Genomic DNA, 17,126 nt, shown 5'->3' on the forward strand with positions numbered 1-17,126 from the left:
TAATTGGAGGAGGAGAGTATGAAGCTTAACATCACATGCATTCCGGGTGACGGAATCGGTCCTGAGATCGTTGCTCAGGCAAAAAAGGTACTTGATAAGGTGGCAGAAGTTTATGGCCACGAGATGGAGTATAAAGATGTTTTGATGGGGGGATGTTCTATTGACGCTTACGGCGTTCCTCTTACCCAGGAGACCATCGATGCTGCAAAGAGTGCAGATGCGGTTCTTATGGGATCTATCGGAGGTAATACCTCAACATCACCATGGTATAAACTTGAACCCTCAAAGAGACCTGAGGCAGGGCTTCTTAGTATCAGAAAGGCGCTTAATCTCTTTGCCAATCTTCGTCCTGCGTACCTCTATCCTCAGCTCTCAGAAGCTTGCCCTCTCAAGGAGGAAGCAGCTGCAAAGGGCTTTGATATGCTTATCATGAGAGAGCTTACCGGCGGTCTTTACTTCGGTGAGAGATTCACCAAGGAAGTTGACGGAGAGATGGTAGCTACAGATACCCTTGTTTACAAGGAGAGTGAGATAAGACGTATCGCCATAAAGGCTTTCGAAGTTGCCCGCAAGAGAAGAAAGAGTGTTATCAGCGTAGATAAGGCCAATGTTCTTGATTCCTCAAGACTTTGGAGAAAGGTCGTAGAGGAGGTTGCAAAGGACTATCCTGATGTAACCTTAGAGCACATGCTGGTTGATAACTGTGCAATGCAGCTGGTAAGAGACCCTTCTCAGTTCGACGTTGTTCTTACAGAGAACATGTTCGGCGATATCCTCTCAGATGAAGCCAGCATGATCACAGGCTCCATCGGAATGCTTCCAAGTGCTTCCCTTAACGACACAAGCTTTGGACTCTATGAGCCAAGCCACGGAAGTGCACCCGATATCGCGGGAAAAGACATTGCAAACCCCATCGCAACTATTCTTTCAGCTGCGATGATGCTCAGATATTCATTTAATCTTGATAAAGAAGCAGATTCTATTGAAAACGCAGTAAGAAAAGTACTTGAGGATGGCTACAGAACCGTTGATCTTATGCAGACATCAAAAGGTGAAGGCTTTACTCAGGTCGGCTGCAAAGCGATGGGAGACGCCATAGTTGAACGAATCGTTAACCTATAAAACCGAAAAAAGAATATATAATCTGCTGCCACATGAGCCCGAGGCCATGGCGACGACTCTTTTCATAATAGCAATGTCGTCATATTATCTGTGGCGAATGTTCGCAATAACGCCTCAGTACGACGAGCTTTATACCTACTATACGTTTATAAGCAGAGGAGTCATCTACTCGGCGATCCACTGGCCACTTCCCAATAACCACGTTGGGTACTCTGTTTTGTCGGCATTTTTATACTATCTTGGGAATCCGTTTATTGCACTTCGCGGAGTGTCTTTTATCTGTGCAATATCTAACCTGATATTGGTCTACAGGATTTGTAAAAGATATTATTCCCATGGCCTGGCATTCGGAGCACTTCTGTTGTACTCAGCCATGCAGGTGGTTGTTGAGTACAGCGTTCAGGGAAGAGGATATACCCTGGCAACAACATGCTTTTTGCTTTCAGTCTATATAGCAGGATTTATCTGCAGCCTCGAGGACACCAAGCCAAGTTACTACGTATGCATTGCTTTTGCCTTTGTCATGGGACTCTACACGGTGCCCAGCAGTGTTTACTGGGTTATTCCGGTGAGTGTTGCAATCTCGGTATATCTTTTGGTAAATGCCTACAAGAGCAGACAGCTTCATGACAGCCTTAAGGATAATGTCTACTACAGAAAGTTTATGAAGTTCTTTGTATACGGCCTGATAGCAGCATTTATCACCATTGCTTTATATGCACTGATATGGCTTGCAATTGGCTCAAACCTTCTGGTTAAGACAGAAGGCTCAGAGTATTTCGGACTTAGCCACGCAACAGTCCTTGTAAGAGCACCTGTAAGTTCACTCCTTAAGGGTATGGAATATATGCTGGAGCAGCCTTATATCCAGAGCCTTTCAGCAGAGGATTTCAGGGCAGAGTGTGTAGGCTGGGTACTTCGCTTATATAACTACATGATACCCGGATTTATGTACATCATTCCTGTTATTGTACTGGCCAGTATCATAGTTGCGGGATATGAGTGCATCAGACACTTTGCATACAGCAGAACCATCATAAACCTCATGATAATATCCAATATTATCGTGACCATGCTGATGCTGATCCTTCAGAAGAAGCTCCCTTATCTAAGGGTCTTTAGCTACGGAGGATTTATCCTGACCATATGCTTTTGTGCATGCTTTGAGCGCCTTATCAACGTGTTCATCAGAATATACAACAACATGCTCAGGAAAAAGGCCGGCGCAGCGACAGAGAACATTGCCCACAAGGAGAGTGAGACTACTCTTAAGGGCGAGAATTGGTACAACGGTAAGGGCATATATCTGCCTCTTATTTTCTGCATAGTTCTGTTTGTATTCAGAGTAACGAGCTATGATTACAGCTGCCAGCTTGGAACAAGAGAAAATGACGTCTTCAACACGCTCTACATTGCAGATGTCACAAGGCGTCATAATATAGCGGTTTTGGACTGCGACCAGCAGTATCTTCTTAAGTTCGGCTGGGACATAGATTGTCAAAAGACTGATGTAGATGGCGCAGATTGTGTTATTATAGATAAAAAACTTTTAGAGCCCGGTTACAGCGGACCTGATTTCTGGAAATTCTATCAGACCTATGAGACTATCGACTGGGACTACATAGATACAATGCGTAATATTTACGAGAATGAGAACTTTATTCTATATATCAAGTAGGAGGAGAAAGGATTATGGCAATGAATAGCGACAGAGTTATGAAAGGACTTCAGCAGGCACCACACAGAAGTCTGTTCAATGCACTTGGTTTTACAGAGGAGGAGAGAAACAAACCCCTTATCGGTATTGTGAGCTCCTACAATGAGATTGTTCCCGGACATATGAATCTGGATAAGATCACAGAGGCTGTTAAGCTTGCTGTTGCAGAGGCTGGCGGAATGCCTGTAGTAGTTCCTGCTATAGCAGTTTGTGACGGTATCGCCATGGGACACATCGGAATGAAGTACTCACTGGTTACAAGAGACCTTATCGCAGATAGCACAGAGTGTCTTGCCAAGGCTCATGCCTTTGATGGAATGGTATGTATCCCTAACTGTGACAAGAACGTTCCCGGACTGTTAATGGCTGCTGCAAGAGTAAATATCCCTACAGTATTTGTATCCGGCGGACCTATGATGGCCGGAAGGTTCCAGGGTCACAAGACTTCACTTTCATCAATGTTTGAGGCTGTTGGATCAGTTTCAGCCGGCAAGATGAGTAATGAAGAGCTCTGTGAGCTCGAAGAGAAGGCTTGTCCTACATGTGGATCATGCTCAGGTATGTACACAGCCAACTCCATGAACTGCCTGACAGAGGCAATCGGAATGGGACTTCCCGGAAACGGAACCATCCCTGCTGTATATTCAGCTCGTATCAGACTTGCCAAGAAGGCAGGATACGCAGTAATGAATCTTGTTGAGAAGAATATCCGTCCAAGAGATATCATGACAAAAGAGGCTTTCATGAACGCCATGGCAATGGATATGGCACTTGGATGCTCAACCAATACAATGCTTCATCTTCCTGCAATCGCTCATGAAGCAGGAGTTGACATCAACATGGAGATCGCAAACGAAGTATCTGCTAAGACTCCAAACCTCTGCCATCTGGCACCTGCAGGCCCTACCTATATGGAGGACCTCAACGAAGCCGGCGGAGTACTTGCCGTTATGTCAGAGCTTGTTAAGAAGAACCTGATAAATACTGACCTTATCACAGCAACTGGTAAGACAATTAAAGAGAACCTTGAGGGCGTATACAACAAGAACCCTGAGGTTATAAGACCTATCGAGAATCCTTACATGCAGTCAGGCGGAATCGCTGTCCTTAAGGGTAACATCGCTCCCGATACAGGTATCGTTAAGAAGAGCGCTGTTGTTCCTGAGATGATGGTTCATGAAGGACCTGCAAGAGTATTTGACTGTGAGGAGGATGCTATCGAGGCAATCCTTGGCGGCAAGATCGTTGCCGGAGACGTTGTTGTTATCAGATACGAAGGACCTAAGGGTGGCCCGGGAATGAGAGAGATGCTCAATCCTACATCAGCTATCGCAGGCCGTGGCCTTGGCTCATCCGTTGCTCTTATAACAGACGGAAGATTCTCAGGCGCAAGCCGTGGTGCTTCCATTGGACACGTTTCACCTGAGGCAGCTGTTGGCGGACCTATCGCACTCATCGAAGAGGGCGACATCATTTCCATCGACATCCCTAACAACGCTCTTAATGTAAAGGTATCAGATGAAGAGCTTGCAAAGAGAAGAGAGAAATGGCAGCCAAGAGAGCCTAAGGTTACAACAGGATATCTTGCAAGATACAGAGAGCTTGTAACCAGCGGAAACAGAGGAGCTGTACTTGAAATTCCAAGAGCCTGAATAATTTCGGGCGAATAATATAGAAGCCAAAGGAGTATTGAAATGCAACTTACAGGATCACAGATTGTTCTTGAGTGTCTTAAGGAACAGGGGGTAGACACAATCTTTGGATACCCGGGAGGAACAATCCTTAACATTTACGATGAACTCTACAAGCAGAGTGATAACTTCCTTCACATCTTAACCAGCCATGAGCAGGGCGCGGCTCACGCAGCTGACGGCTATGCAAGATCTACAGGCAAGGTTGGTGTGTGCTTTGCAACCAGTGGACCGGGCTCAACGAACCTGGTAACCGGAATTGCAACAGCCTATATGGATTCTGTTCCAATGGTGGCTATTACCTGCAACGTAAATCTCCCTCTTTTGGGAAAAGACACTTTCCAGGAGGTAGATATAGCCGGAATCACAATGCCTATCACCAAGCACGGCTATATCGTCAAGGATGTTAAGAACCTTGCTGATACCATCAGAAAGGCCTTTAAGATTGCAAGAAGTGGTCGTCCCGGACCTGTAATTGTTGATATTACCAAGGATGTTACAGCTAAGACCTGTGACTTCAGACCTGTTACAATTTCTGAAGAAGAGCCTGTCAAGAAGTACCACACCGATGACATCAATCAGGCAGTTAAGATGATAAAGGCTTCAAAGCGTCCCTTCATCTATGTAGGCGGCGGAGCTATCATCTCCAATGCATCAAAAGAACTTGCTGAATTTGCTAAAAAGGTTGATGCACCTGTATGTGATACCCTTATGGGAAAAGGCGCTTTTGACGGAACAGATAAGCTCTATACAGGTATGATCGGTATGCACGGAACAAAGGCTTCAAACCTTGGAGTCAGTGAATGTGACCTTCTTATCACACTGGGAGCGCGATTCTCAGACCGTGTTACAGGAAATGCCAAGACCTTTGCTTCTAAAGCCAAGATTCTGCAGATCGATGTGGATGCTGCCGAGATCAACAAGAATGTAAGAGTTGATTTCGCTATCGTAGGAGACCTTAAGAGGGTTCTTACAGCAATTAATGAGAAGCTTGAGCAGCTTGATCACAGCGAGTGGCTGGGGAAGATAGCAGATTACAAGAAGAAATTCCCTCTTGGCTATGATACAGACAAGCTCACCTGCCCATATATCATCGAAGAGATTGATAAGTTAACAAAGGGCGATGCAATTATTACAACTGATGTTGGACAGCACCAGATGTGGGCTGCTCAGTATTACAAATACAGAAAACCAAGGACCTTCCTTACATCAGGCGGTCTTGGAACCATGGGCTACGGACTTGGCGCATGTATCGGCGCCAAGGTCGGTAACCCTGATAAAGTCTGCATCAACATCGCAGGTGACGGATGCTTTAGAATGAACATGAATGAGATGGCTACTGCTTCAAGATACAACCTTCCAATCATCGAGGTTGTTATCAACAACCATGTTCTTGGAATGGTAAGACAGTGGCAGACTCTTTTCTATCAGCAGCATTACTCACAGACCATATTTGAGGATAAGGTTGATTACTGTAAGGTTGCTGAGGGACTTGGCTGCGAAGCTATCAGGATCACCAAGAAGAGCGAAGTCGCTCCTGCTCTTAAGAAAGCTCTTAAGATGGGTAAACCCGTTCTTCTCGATTGCATCATAGAAGAGGACGACAAAGTATTCCCTATGGTGCCTCCGGGAGCTTCAATCAGTGAAGTCTTTGATGAGAAAGACCTGAAAAACAAGAAGTGATCTAAACTGAGGAGATTATGAAAAAGGTATTTAAGAGAGCCTTTATAGGAGTGACAGCAATTATCGTGCTCCTAGCAGCGCTGTATTTTGCGCTTGGGCTGTATTACATGGGAGGTTTCCCATGCTTTACCTGGATAAATGGTATTTACTGTACCGGAAAATCAGTAAGTGAGGTCAATGCAGAGCTCCTTGAGAGCTCACCTTACGATGGGATTGCCATCATGGATAAATCAGGTGCCAGACTCTTTGTGAGTGCAGGTGACACTGATCTTACCATGGACTACAGAGGCGCACTCACAGAGGTATTTGAGAACATGGATCCTCTTAAATGGGGGATTTATGTGTTTAAGAACCTTACCTGTGAGTATGAGCCTGACGTAGCACTTAGTAAAGATAAGGTGGCAGAGCTGGTTTCCGACTGGGAGATATTTATCGACCCCTCTGACCTTAAGTGCTCAATTGAGAAGACAGCCGATGGCTATATTCTCGAGAATGCTTTTATTTCTCTGCCTGAGAAAGAAAAAATCGTTGATAAGGTTTATGAGTCAATGCTTAAAAGGCAGAGCGTTCTGGACCTTGCAGAGTGTGAGGACTGCTATAAAGAACTCGATGTAAGAAGTTCTGACCGTGATAAGGTGGAGGTCTTTACTAAGCTTGATGGCCTTCAGAACTGCAATATTACCTATGACCTTGAGGGAGTTAAGGTATCTCTTGATAAGGGTAAGGCAAGCAGCTTTATCTTGACTCAAAGGGATTACGATGCTGCGCTCGAGGAAAAGACAAGTAAGAATAATCCCGGTCTTGGCCATTTTATTATTGCAGGTGAGGAAAAAGAGCTTCCGGAAAAGGAAGATATCAAGATTGTTGAAGGCATCGTTACTGATGCGGAATATAATCCGATCGTGTCCGAGAGTAAGATTTATGCCTTCCTTAAGAACATTGCAGACTCCCACGACACATCCTGGATGATGGATGAGTACAGAAAGGGCGTCAGCAACACAATCATTGTAAATTCAAGCTCTAAGGGTGATGGTTCAATCTTTGATATAAAATCTGAGTTTGAATATCTCAGAGACCAGATGATGGCCGGGACACTTGGTATGCCACAGGAAAAGAGCCTTGCGCTCTCCGAGAATGCAGTTGTCTACGATGCAAATGAGAAGCTAGGTAAGACCTATATCGAAGTCGATATGGGTAAACAGATGCTGTACTACTACGTGGACGGCGAGCTCAACATGGATATGCCTGTTGTTACAGGTAATGTTAATCGTTCGAGAGGTACTCCAACCGGAATCTATCCTGTCTATAACAAGAGATACCATACTTATCTGCGCGGCGTAGACTATGTCTCATACGTTAATTACTGGCTTGGAGTAAACAAAGGAGTTGGCATTCATGATGCAAACTGGCGCAGCAAGTTCGGGGAAGAAATCTATAAATCCGACGGATCCCACGGCTGCATAAACTGTCCTTATGATTCTGTAGAAGTCCTCTGGGATGTTGTAGATATAGGAACTCCGGTAATATTGTACTATTGATGAACTTTGATCCGGCAGCATTCGCTGCCGGATCTACTTTATAAAGGCATACATTGAATGTAGTGAGCTAATGGGGGATAACATATGAATCCATTACCAACTGAAGAGTTAATTTCAAAAAGAGAAAAGCAGTGGAAAGTGAGTCTTCCATTGGACTATAAAGATTTTATCATGAGCTTTAACAGTGGAATTCCTACGGATAAGTCTTTTACATGTAATGGTAGAACCTATGCCATAACCAGGTTTTTGTGCATTTTAGAAAACGTTAGAGATAATGCTGACGGATGGTATGATATTAGTGTAGTGGAATCTCAAATAGGCGAGCGCCTGACTGATAACGAAGATTTAGTGGGGGTAGAATTATTGCCAATTGCTGAACTGTTTTCAGGCGATTATGTATGCCTTGATTATAGAGAAAACAAATTGTGTCCATCAGTATGTGTATGGAGTCATGAAGAATCCGGAGATTTTTCTCCAGTAACATACAAAATTGCTAATTCCTTTACTGAATTTATTGAAAGCAAATAATTTACGGGTGGTAGTTATTAAAAATTCGGGAAAAAGTGGATGAAGGTGTGCTTATAGTGATATATTAATAGTATGAGAATAAGCGTAAGACACCATAAGTTTTATACTAAATGGCTATTTTCTACGAAGAAAAGAGTAGTCTCAATGCTTTTTTCTTTGTTAATGTTGTGCTTTTTTACACTAACAGTCAGTATTCCTGTCTATGCTGATAGTGAGACTGCAGAGACCGTAAAGATCGGTTATTACGAGAATGAGGTCTTCGAAGAAGGCGCTTCTCCGGATGCAGTTAAGACCGGCTATGCGTATGAGTATTACAGAAAGCTCTCGGAATATACCGGTTGGAACTATGAGTATGTCTATGGCAGCTTTGGAGATCTGTATGATATGCTGCTGTCCGGTGACATAGATCTTCTTGCCGGTCTTGCAAAGCGAGATGACAGGCTTAGTATTATTGGGTATCCTTCAGCTCCTATGGGGAACGAGGTTTATACCCTTGTCAAACATGATGATGACGAATCAGTCACATTCTCTCCAAATTCTGTTTCAGGGAAGAAAATCGGCGTACTTCAAAGTGCCATCGTTGATATCCTTGAAAACTACCTTAATGAAAACTCAATTAATGCAGAGATAGTTACTTTTGATGATTATGAATCTCTTTTTACAGCCTTTGATACCAAGGCTGTTGATGTTATGGCTGCTGAGGGTGATGGAGCCTATGGCCGTGAACATGCGGAGGTTATATGTACCTTTGGCACATCGGACTATTATCTGTGCGTAACGAAGAGTCGTCCGGATATTCTTTCGGAACTGGAAGAAGCCCAGAATATGCTTGCCATGGAAGAACCCAATTATGTGGCAAATCTGCAGAGCAAATATTATTCTTCAAGCGTTTCAAGTCACACATTTTCTAATGCTGAGAGACAGTGGCTTTCTGAAAACAAGACTCTGGAAATAGGGTATCTAAATGACTATCTGCCTTATAGCGCCACAGATAAAGACGGAAATGTAAACGGCATTATAAAAGACATAATCCCAAAGATGCTTGAAGACCTTGATATCAGGGATATTGAAGTGTCCTACGTTGGGTACGAGAGCTATGATGAGATGGTTGCTGCTCTTCGTGATGAAGAAATTGATGCAGGATTCCCTGTGGGCGGAGGACTTTACTACTCGGAAGTAAACGGCATTTATCAGTCGACTTCAGTTGTGTACTCGACCATGGAGCTGGTATACAAAGATGAATTCCATGAAGAGAGTCTTTCTAAAATCGCTGTAAATGAAAACAATCGAATGCAGTATTACTATGTCCGAACTTACTACCCGGATTCTGAGATCATACTTTACCATGGATTTGATGCATGCCTGCAGGCAGTACTTAAGGGAGAAGCGGGCGTTACAACGCTTAACGGTCTTCGCGCGAACGAAATACTTAAAAACAGCAAGTACAAAGGACTATCATCCAGAACCTTAAGCCATTTGGATGACAGGTGCTTTGGTGTAAAGATTGGAAATGAAGGCCTTTTAAAGCTCCTTAATCACGGCGTAAAAGTAATAGGCGCGGATTATCCCAGTGATATAGCAAATAAATATTCAAAACAGCTTTACACATATACACTCACCGACAGATTAAGAGACAATATGTGGATATTCCTTACGATGCTTCTTATCATCGCACTTTTGGTGATCGCGCTTATCGTAAGGACTCTTATGCATGCACAGCAGGCGAATCGCATGAAGACAGATTTTGTCTCCAACATGTCTCATGAAATAAGGACTCCTATAACTGCAATTCTCGGCATGAATGAAATGATACAGATGGAGTCAAATGATGGAAATGTGCTCCACTATGCTGAGAATATAGAAAAAGCCGGGGAGAGCCTCCTTGGCATAATCAATGAAATTCTTGATTTTTCCAAGATAGAAGCAGGTCGTATGGAACTGCACAAGCAGAAATATTCGCTGCTTGAGTTTTTCAGCAGCCTTCACATGATAGTTTTAAATCGCGCTGAGGAAAAGAATCTAAACCTTATCATGGATATTGATGAAAGGCTTGTTTGTGAAGCTATCGGCGATGTGCAGAAGCTTCGTCAGATCTGTGCAAATCTTCTGACCAATGCCGTTAAGTATACCAAAGAGGGCGAAGTGAAGTTTTCTGCAAAAGTCCTTGAGCAGACCGAGAAGTCTTTTACCATGGAAGTTTCAGTCACTGATACCGGCATTGGAATTAAAGAAGAGGAGATGGACAAGCTCTTTTCCGCATTTGACAGACTTGACCTTGAGAGAACGAAAAACATTGAAGGTTCAGGGCTTGGACTTGCTATTTCGCGGAGCTTTCTGGCACTTATGGGGAGCGAAATAAAGGTTGAGAGTGAGTATGGAAAGGGCTCTAAGTTTTCCTTTACCATCGAGCAGGAGATATCAGATAAGACACCTATAGGTCCATACAAGCCACTGTATCTTGATGATAAGAGTGAACATAAAAAGAAGAGGGCAGCGACCTTTACTGCTCCGGAGGCTAAGATCCTCATTGTTGACGATACCCCTATGAATCTGCAGGTAATATGCGGACTTCTAAAGGGGAATGAAATGAATATTGAAACGGCGATAAGCGGAGATGAGTGCATTAAGCTCTTTGCGGACAAAGACTATGACTGCGTATTTCTTGATCAGCGAATGCCTATCCTTAGCGGAACTCAGACGCTGGAAATACTAAAAGATAAATACCCGGAAAAGGCAAAGAAGACTCCTATCATCTGTCTTACGGCCAATGTTCTTGCAGGAGGCAGAGAGCAGATGATCGCAAGCGGATTTACTGATTATCTGACTAAGCCGGTGACTCTGTTTGAGATGGAGAATATGCTCCTTAAGTATCTGCCGGAATCCAAGATAAATAAAACAAGGGCAAATCCCTGCAATGAAGAGGCTACTTCAGATGAGATCCCGACGCAGGTAAAGGCTATATGCGAACTTGATATCGAGAGTGGCATAGATTACTGCGGAGATGAAGAAGAGTATATGGAAGCTCTTAAGGTCTACGCTGCTTCAGTGACTGATAAGGCTTCCAAGATAAGGGGCTTTATCGAGAGCGGAGACTTAAAAAATCTGACTATGACTGCTCACTCTATTAAGAGCACTTCACGTGCTATTGGGGCAAAAGAGCTGTCGGCCCTTGCGGAAGAAATAGAGAAGAAGGCCGAGGGCCTAAGTGAAGAGGAAAGAAACGATAAGGTTTCTGAGTTCCTTACAAAATACGAAGATTTGGGAAATAAGATAGACAGTGCAATTGGCAGCATGCGATGAAGATGAGGAAAGCGCTATGCAGAAAAACAGAGTTATCAGTGACGAAATCATGACAACAATACAGTCCAAGGAAGGAATGACTGCGGTAGAATGGATCGCTGAGCAGATGCCGGGAGGTTTCTTTATATATCGTGCGGATGAGAGCATGGAGCTCTTGTACGTCAATCAGTCAACCTGCGAGATCTACGGGTGCGAAACTGTGGATGAATTCAGGGAGTTTACCGGAAACAGCTTTCGTGGCATGGTACATCCGGATGACTTTGAAAAAATTCAAAGTTCCATAGATGAACAGATTTCACAGCCGTCAAACAGAAGAAGTATTGACTATGTTGTTTACAGAATCATACAAAAAGACGGGACCATCAGATGGGTTGATGACTATGGGCATTACGCATCCCTGCCCGGGCATGGTGCTGTTTATTATGTATTCATAGAGGATATTACCGAGTACAAGATAGCTGAGAGAGAAAAAGAGAGGGCTGAGTCTCTTGCAACTGCACTTGAACAGGCAGAAGCAGCAAATAATTCCAAGAGTGCATTCCTATCCAACATGAGCCATGAGATCAGAACGCCCATAACTGCTATTCTTGGAATGAATGAGATGATCCAGAGAGAGACAGAGAATTCTACAATACTGGATTACTCAGAGAATATCCGTAAGGCAGGAGTAAGTCTTCTTGGAATCATCAGTGACATTCTGGACTTTTCAAAGATCGAGAACGGAAAACTCAGCCTTGAAAATGAAGAGTATTCCCTCTCATCACTGTTGGTGGATCTATATAATCTTGTGCAGTTCAGGGCAGAGGCAAAGGGACTTGAGCTTAACTTTTTGGTTGATCCTAAGCTCCCCGTGCATCTTTTTGGCGATGAGATAAGAATCAAACAGATAATAACCAATATCCTTACAAACGCAGTCAAATACACGGAAAAGGGCGGTGTTGATTTTGAGATAAAGCTTCTTGAGAAGCTTGATGATGCGGTTAAATTTGAGGTGGCAGTAGTGGATACCGGAATAGGTATCAGACCAGAAGACATGGAAAGGCTCTTTGAACCCTTTGACCGCCTGGATCTAAAAAAGACAAGAACCATTGAAGGAACCGGCCTTGGACTTGCGATTACCAGACAGCTCCTCTCCCTTATGGGCAGTGAACTTCAGGTGGAGAGTAAGTATGAGAAGGGCTCCAAATTCTCTTTTACCCTGACTCAGAAAGTATCGGACTGGACGGAGATAGGAGAATTTAACTTAGAGCCTCATGGCCAGGATACAGGAGCGGTAAAGAGCAAACATACACTGTTTACTGCACCGGGACTGGGAATCCTGGTTGTTGACGATACGCCCATGAATCTTCAGGTTATTGCAGGGCTCCTTAAGCGCACCAAGATCCATATTGATGTTGCTACCAGTGGAGCAGAATGTATAGAGAAGTTTGGAAAAGAGCATTACGACCTGGTATTTCTTGACTATCGAATGCCTCAGATGAATGGTATTGAGACCCTGGAGGCCCTTAGGGAGAAATACCCTGAGAAATATGAAAGTACGCCTATAATCTCTCTTACAGCCAGCGCTGTTGCCGGGGATAAAGAGAAGATGATGAGTGCCGGATTTACGGACTATCTCTCAAAGCCTGTTAACATCGATGAAATGGAACGCATGATGATCAAATATCTGCCTCAGGATTCTGTCATTTTATACGACGGCAAGGAAGAAGAGCCTGAGGATGATGAACTTTCTAAGCTTCCGAAGATTATCTTTGAGTATAAAGAGCTTGATCCTGAAAAAGGCGTTGAATACTGCGGAGATGTTGAGGATTATATCTTTGCCATCGAGACCTACTCCATGTCCATCGACACTAAGGCAGAGCAGATAGAGGATAATCTTAAGAATAAAGATCTTGATGCTCTTGCGCTCAATGTTCATTCGCTTAAGAGTACATCAGCAGCCATCGGAGCCTGCAAGCTTTCCGACAAGGCCAAGGAAATAGAGCTTGGAGCCAAAGCGGGAGATGTGGCTTTGGTGGAGAAAAATATCCCGGAGCTGCTTCGTGATTACAGGGCGCTGAAGGATATACTCGGCAAGGTTTTAAAGGACTACGAGGTAAAGGATGAGAGCAGCAGAGTCGCTCTTAAAGTAGTTGAAGAAGAAAGACAGCTCTTTCTTGCAAGAGCTCTCAAGGAAGCTGAGAAGGCCAATCTTGCCAAGACTATGTTTTTGTCCAATGTCAGTCATGAGATAAGGACGCCTCTTAATGATATTGTGGGACTATACAATATTGCGCTGCAAAAGAAGGATCTCGATGATGAGACCAGGGATATTATCTCACAAATTGGCGTCAGTGTAAGGCATACCATCTCGCTGATCAACGATATCTTAGAGATGAGCCTTATAGAGTCCGGCAATATGAAGCTCAAAAATGAAGAGTTTTCCTTCGGGAATCTTCTTGAGCAGATAAATACCATCACGGAATCAAAGTGTGACGATAAGAAAATTTCCTTTGACTGCAGCGTAAACGGACCTATTGATGAGCAGTATATCGGAGATGACTTAAAGATAAAGCAGGTGCTTTTCAACATTATTGAAAACGCCATCAATTTCACTCCGGCCGGCGGAAAAATCTCTTTTGACGTAAAAGAAGAAAAGCGCGGCGATGGAAAAGCGCTGATCTGCATGGAAGTTACCGACACGGGATCGGGCATTGATAAAGAATTCATGCCTCATCTGTTTGAGCCTTTTGCTGTAGAAGGTGAAGGAGTTTCCGGAAGAACGGGGCTTGGACTAGCCATAACGAGGAATATTGTCGAGATGATGGGTGGCACTATAAGTGCTGTTTCCGAAAAAGGAAAAGGGTCAACGTTTACGGTTGTAATTCCGCTTGGAATAAGCAGTGATAGCGAAACCGTCAAAGACTCTTTTGATCCTACAAGCGTACGTGCTCTTATCGTAGATGATGACGTTACAGCCTGCGAGCATGCGAAGATGATACTCCACAGAGTGGGAATTGAGTCTGAGTATGTGCAAAGTGGCAAAGAGGCACTTGCTATGAGCAAGAATATTCCGGGGCTTAAGCCTGCGTTTAACCTGATGCTGGTGGACTGGAAGATGCCGGGCATGGATGGTATTGAGCTTACAAGACGCATGAGGGAGATTTACAGCAAGGATGAAGTTGCGATAATCCTCACAACCTACAACTGGTATGAGGTTATGGAGGATGCCTTTAGTGCAGGTGTAAACGGCTTTTTGGCAAAGCCAATGTTTGCAGGGAATATCAAAGAAGAGCTCTCCAAGATACTGTCGGAACATAAGAAGGATCAAAAGAAATCCAGCAAAGCATCGGCTCTGACAGGAAAGAAGGTCATGCTTGCGGAGGACCATGAACTAAATGTAAGGATCATGGAACAGCTCCTTAGGTTAAACGACATCGAGGTGGATGTCGCCCATGACGGAGAAGAGGCACTAAAGCTCTTTGAAAGAAGCGCACCCGGGACCTATGATGCAATCCTTATGGATATCAGGATGCCGAAGATGAACGGACTTGATGCTACTAAGGCAATCAGAGGACTTTCAAGGCCTGATGCAGCCGGAATTCCTATCATTGCACTTACTGCCAATGCACTGGCTGAGGACATTCGCCGGTCGTTTGATGCAGGTATGAATGCGCACCTTGCAAAACCCATAGAGCCGGATGAACTGTTCTCAGTGCTTAAGAGTCTTTTGTAAAAAATACATCACAAATGGAGGGAAGATATGAGTCGTATTTTACTTATTGATGATGATGAAGATATGCTGGCTATGACCGGAAGGTGGCTTGAAAAGGGTGGTTACGAGGTAATGAAGGCTGCCTCTGGCAAGGAAGCTCTTTCTATGATGGCTTCAGATAAGCCGGATCTTGTGCTCCTTGATTATGCGATGCCCGAAATGGATGGACCGGCGGTACTTGCAGCAATCCGCTCAAATCCTGATATAAAGGATATCCCCGTAGTCTACAGAACCGGTATGGATGACAGCGACTGCGAGGGTAGCGGTGATGTTAAGCCTGACGGAATTGTATCTAAGTCAGAAGGCAGGCCTTCGCTTATGAAGGCTGTTGAGGCGATTCTTGGGTAGGAGGATTCTTTTATGTTTTGGGTAGTTGTTGTAGATGATGATGTGGAGAGCCTTGAGCATATTTCTTCCATTCTTACAAAGAAAGACATGAAGGTTACAAAACTCTCATCCGGAAAAGAGCTTCTTAACTATGTAGAGGGAATGGTTCCGCTACCGGACCTGATCCTGTTGGATGTCTATATGGATGAGATGGACGGCTTTGAGACCTTAAAGGCATTTAAGGAAAAGCCTGAGGGTGAAATTCCTGTAATCTTTCTGACGGGCGATGAGGATCTTAAGACTGAGGCAGATGGCCTTCATCTCGGAGCTGTAGATTTTATAAGAAAGCCTGTAGTTCCGGATATCCTTTCCATGCGCGTAACTAAGACCATCGAATTTGAACGTCTTAAAAATCAGCTGGCAAGGGAAGTTGAGAAAAAGACCCAGGAAAATATAAGACTTACGCTCCATGTGGTTCAGACTCTTGCTGAGGCAATTGATGCAAAGGACGCCTATACCAACGGCCATTCCGGCAGAGTTGCTGCATATTCAAAAGAGATCGCCAAGAGATACGGATATGATGAAAATCAGCAGGATGAGATCTATATGATGGGGCTCTTGCACGATGTTGGGAAGATCGGAGTCCCGGACTGGATCATCAATAAGACATCCCGTCTTACGGATGAAGAGTTTGCTGAGATCAAAAAGCATCCGGTAACAGGAAATAATATCCTTAAGAGGATCAAGGAAATGCCACAGCTTGCCTTTGGAGCAAGATGGCACCATGAGAGAGTGGATGGCAGAGGATATCCTGACGGACTAAGAGGCAACGAGATTCCAGAAGAAGCAAGGATCATTGCAGTTGCCGATGCATATGATGCCATGACCAGTAACAGAAGCTATCGTGAACCCATGCCACAGGAAAGGGTCAGAGGCGAAATTGAAAAGGGAAAAGGAGCTCAGTTCGACCCCATATTTGCTGATATAATGCTTGAAATGATCGACGAAGATACGCAGTATGAGATGAGAGAAGGGACTCAAAAAGAGGCTGTCCTTCGTGAAACTTCTTCTGAAGAAGCAATACTTCACATGGATAATCAGTATGTTCTTCCTGAAAAACTTTTGGGGCTAGAGCAGCTAAATACAGATCTTGGAATTTATCTTTGCGGAGGAATTGAAGATTACTTCGAGGTACTTTCTGTTTTTAAAGATTCCATTGATTCCAAGTCGGAAAAAATTGAAAATGCATGGAAAAACGAAGCCTATGATACCTACACAACTTTGGTTCATTCTCTGAAAAGTTCTGCAAGAACAATCGGCGCGATCGAGATTTCAGATCTTGCCAAAAACCTTGAAAGTGCAGGCAAAAACGGCGAAATTGATATTATAGAAAAAGAGACTCCGATGCTCTTGGAGATGTACAGAGAGTTAAAAAATCATCTCTGAAATAATTAAATAACACATAT

The 17,126-nt window shown here is 43.9% G+C and carries 10 protein-coding genes; all 10 read left to right on the forward strand.

Annotated features, from left to right (window positions below):
* Positions 1-18: 18 nt before the first annotated feature.
* The 10 genes from leuB (at position 19) to G633_RS17020 (ending at position 17,106) form a co-directional block, all read left to right on the forward strand.
* Entirely contained in the window at positions 19-1,122 is a 1,104-nt protein-coding gene (gene leuB, locus G633_RS0101490) for a 3-isopropylmalate dehydrogenase (protein WP_022767283.1), read from the forward strand.
* On the forward strand, positions 1,100-2,800 hold the full coding sequence (locus tag G633_RS0101495) for a glycosyltransferase family 39 protein (RefSeq protein WP_081647035.1): 1,701 nt from the start codon (positions 1,100-1,102) through the stop codon (positions 2,798-2,800). Before leuB ends, G633_RS0101495 begins: the two co-directional genes overlap by 23 nt.
* A gap of 20 nt (positions 2,801-2,820) precedes the next feature.
* Entirely contained in the window at positions 2,821-4,491 is a 1,671-nt protein-coding gene (gene ilvD / locus G633_RS0101500) for a dihydroxy-acid dehydratase (RefSeq protein ID WP_026512316.1), read from the forward strand.
* 42 nt (positions 4,492-4,533) lie between these two features.
* Entirely contained in the window at positions 4,534-6,213 is a 1,680-nt protein-coding gene (gene ilvB / locus G633_RS0101505) for a biosynthetic-type acetolactate synthase large subunit (protein WP_022767280.1), read from the forward strand.
* A gap of 17 nt (positions 6,214-6,230) precedes the next feature.
* On the forward strand, positions 6,231-7,751 hold the full coding sequence (locus G633_RS0101510) for a L,D-transpeptidase (protein WP_022767279.1): 1,521 nt from the start codon (positions 6,231-6,233) through the stop codon (positions 7,749-7,751).
* Positions 7,752-7,835: 84 nt separating this feature from the next.
* The gene (locus G633_RS0101515; protein WP_026518877.1) at positions 7,836-8,279 is read left to right on the forward strand and encodes an SMI1/KNR4 family protein; all 444 of its coding nucleotides are present in this window, start codon (positions 7,836-7,838) and stop codon (positions 8,277-8,279) included.
* 162 nt (positions 8,280-8,441) lie between these two features.
* Entirely contained in the window at positions 8,442-11,579 is a 3,138-nt protein-coding gene (locus G633_RS18980) for an ATP-binding protein (protein ID WP_196804210.1), read from the forward strand.
* Between the two features lie 16 nt (positions 11,580-11,595).
* Positions 11,596-15,294 (forward strand): response regulator, encoded by a 3,699-nt coding sequence (locus G633_RS18985; RefSeq protein ID WP_051199845.1) that lies wholly within the window; start codon positions 11,596-11,598, stop codon positions 15,292-15,294.
* Between the two features lie 27 nt (positions 15,295-15,321).
* Positions 15,322-15,681, forward strand: a complete 360-nt coding sequence (locus tag G633_RS0101530; RefSeq protein ID WP_022767276.1) for a response regulator — start codon at positions 15,322-15,324, stop codon at positions 15,679-15,681.
* A 12-nt stretch (positions 15,682-15,693) separates the two neighbouring features.
* Positions 15,694-17,106, forward strand: coding sequence for an HD domain-containing phosphohydrolase (locus G633_RS17020; RefSeq protein ID WP_035770379.1), 1,413 nt, complete (start codon positions 15,694-15,696; stop codon positions 17,104-17,106).
* The last annotated feature ends 20 nt before the right edge of the window (positions 17,107-17,126 follow it).

The organism is Butyrivibrio sp. FCS006 (assembly GCF_000424525.1).
In the GTDB taxonomy this organism is placed as follows: Bacteria; Bacillota; Clostridia; order Lachnospirales; family Lachnospiraceae; genus Butyrivibrio.

Coding starts and splice junctions, on each gene's coding strand:
- leuB (WP_022767283.1), top strand. CDS start 19: ATGAAGCTTAACATCACATGCATTCCGGGTGACGGAATCGGTCCTGAG.
- ilvD (WP_026512316.1), top strand. CDS start 2,821: ATGAATAGCGACAGAGTTATGAAAGGACTTCAGCAGGCACCACACAGA.
- ilvB (WP_022767280.1), top strand. CDS start 4,534: ATGCAACTTACAGGATCACAGATTGTTCTTGAGTGTCTTAAGGAACAG.
- G633_RS0101510 (WP_022767279.1), top strand. CDS start 6,231: ATGAAAAAGGTATTTAAGAGAGCCTTTATAGGAGTGACAGCAATTATC.
- G633_RS0101515 (WP_026518877.1), top strand. CDS start 7,836: ATGAATCCATTACCAACTGAAGAGTTAATTTCAAAAAGAGAAAAGCAG.
- G633_RS18980 (WP_196804210.1), top strand. CDS start 8,442: ATGTTGTGCTTTTTTACACTAACAGTCAGTATTCCTGTCTATGCTGAT.
- G633_RS18985 (WP_051199845.1), top strand. CDS start 11,596: ATGCAGAAAAACAGAGTTATCAGTGACGAAATCATGACAACAATACAG.
- G633_RS0101530 (WP_022767276.1), top strand. CDS start 15,322: ATGAGTCGTATTTTACTTATTGATGATGATGAAGATATGCTGGCTATG.
- G633_RS17020 (WP_035770379.1), top strand. CDS start 15,694: ATGTTTTGGGTAGTTGTTGTAGATGATGATGTGGAGAGCCTTGAGCAT.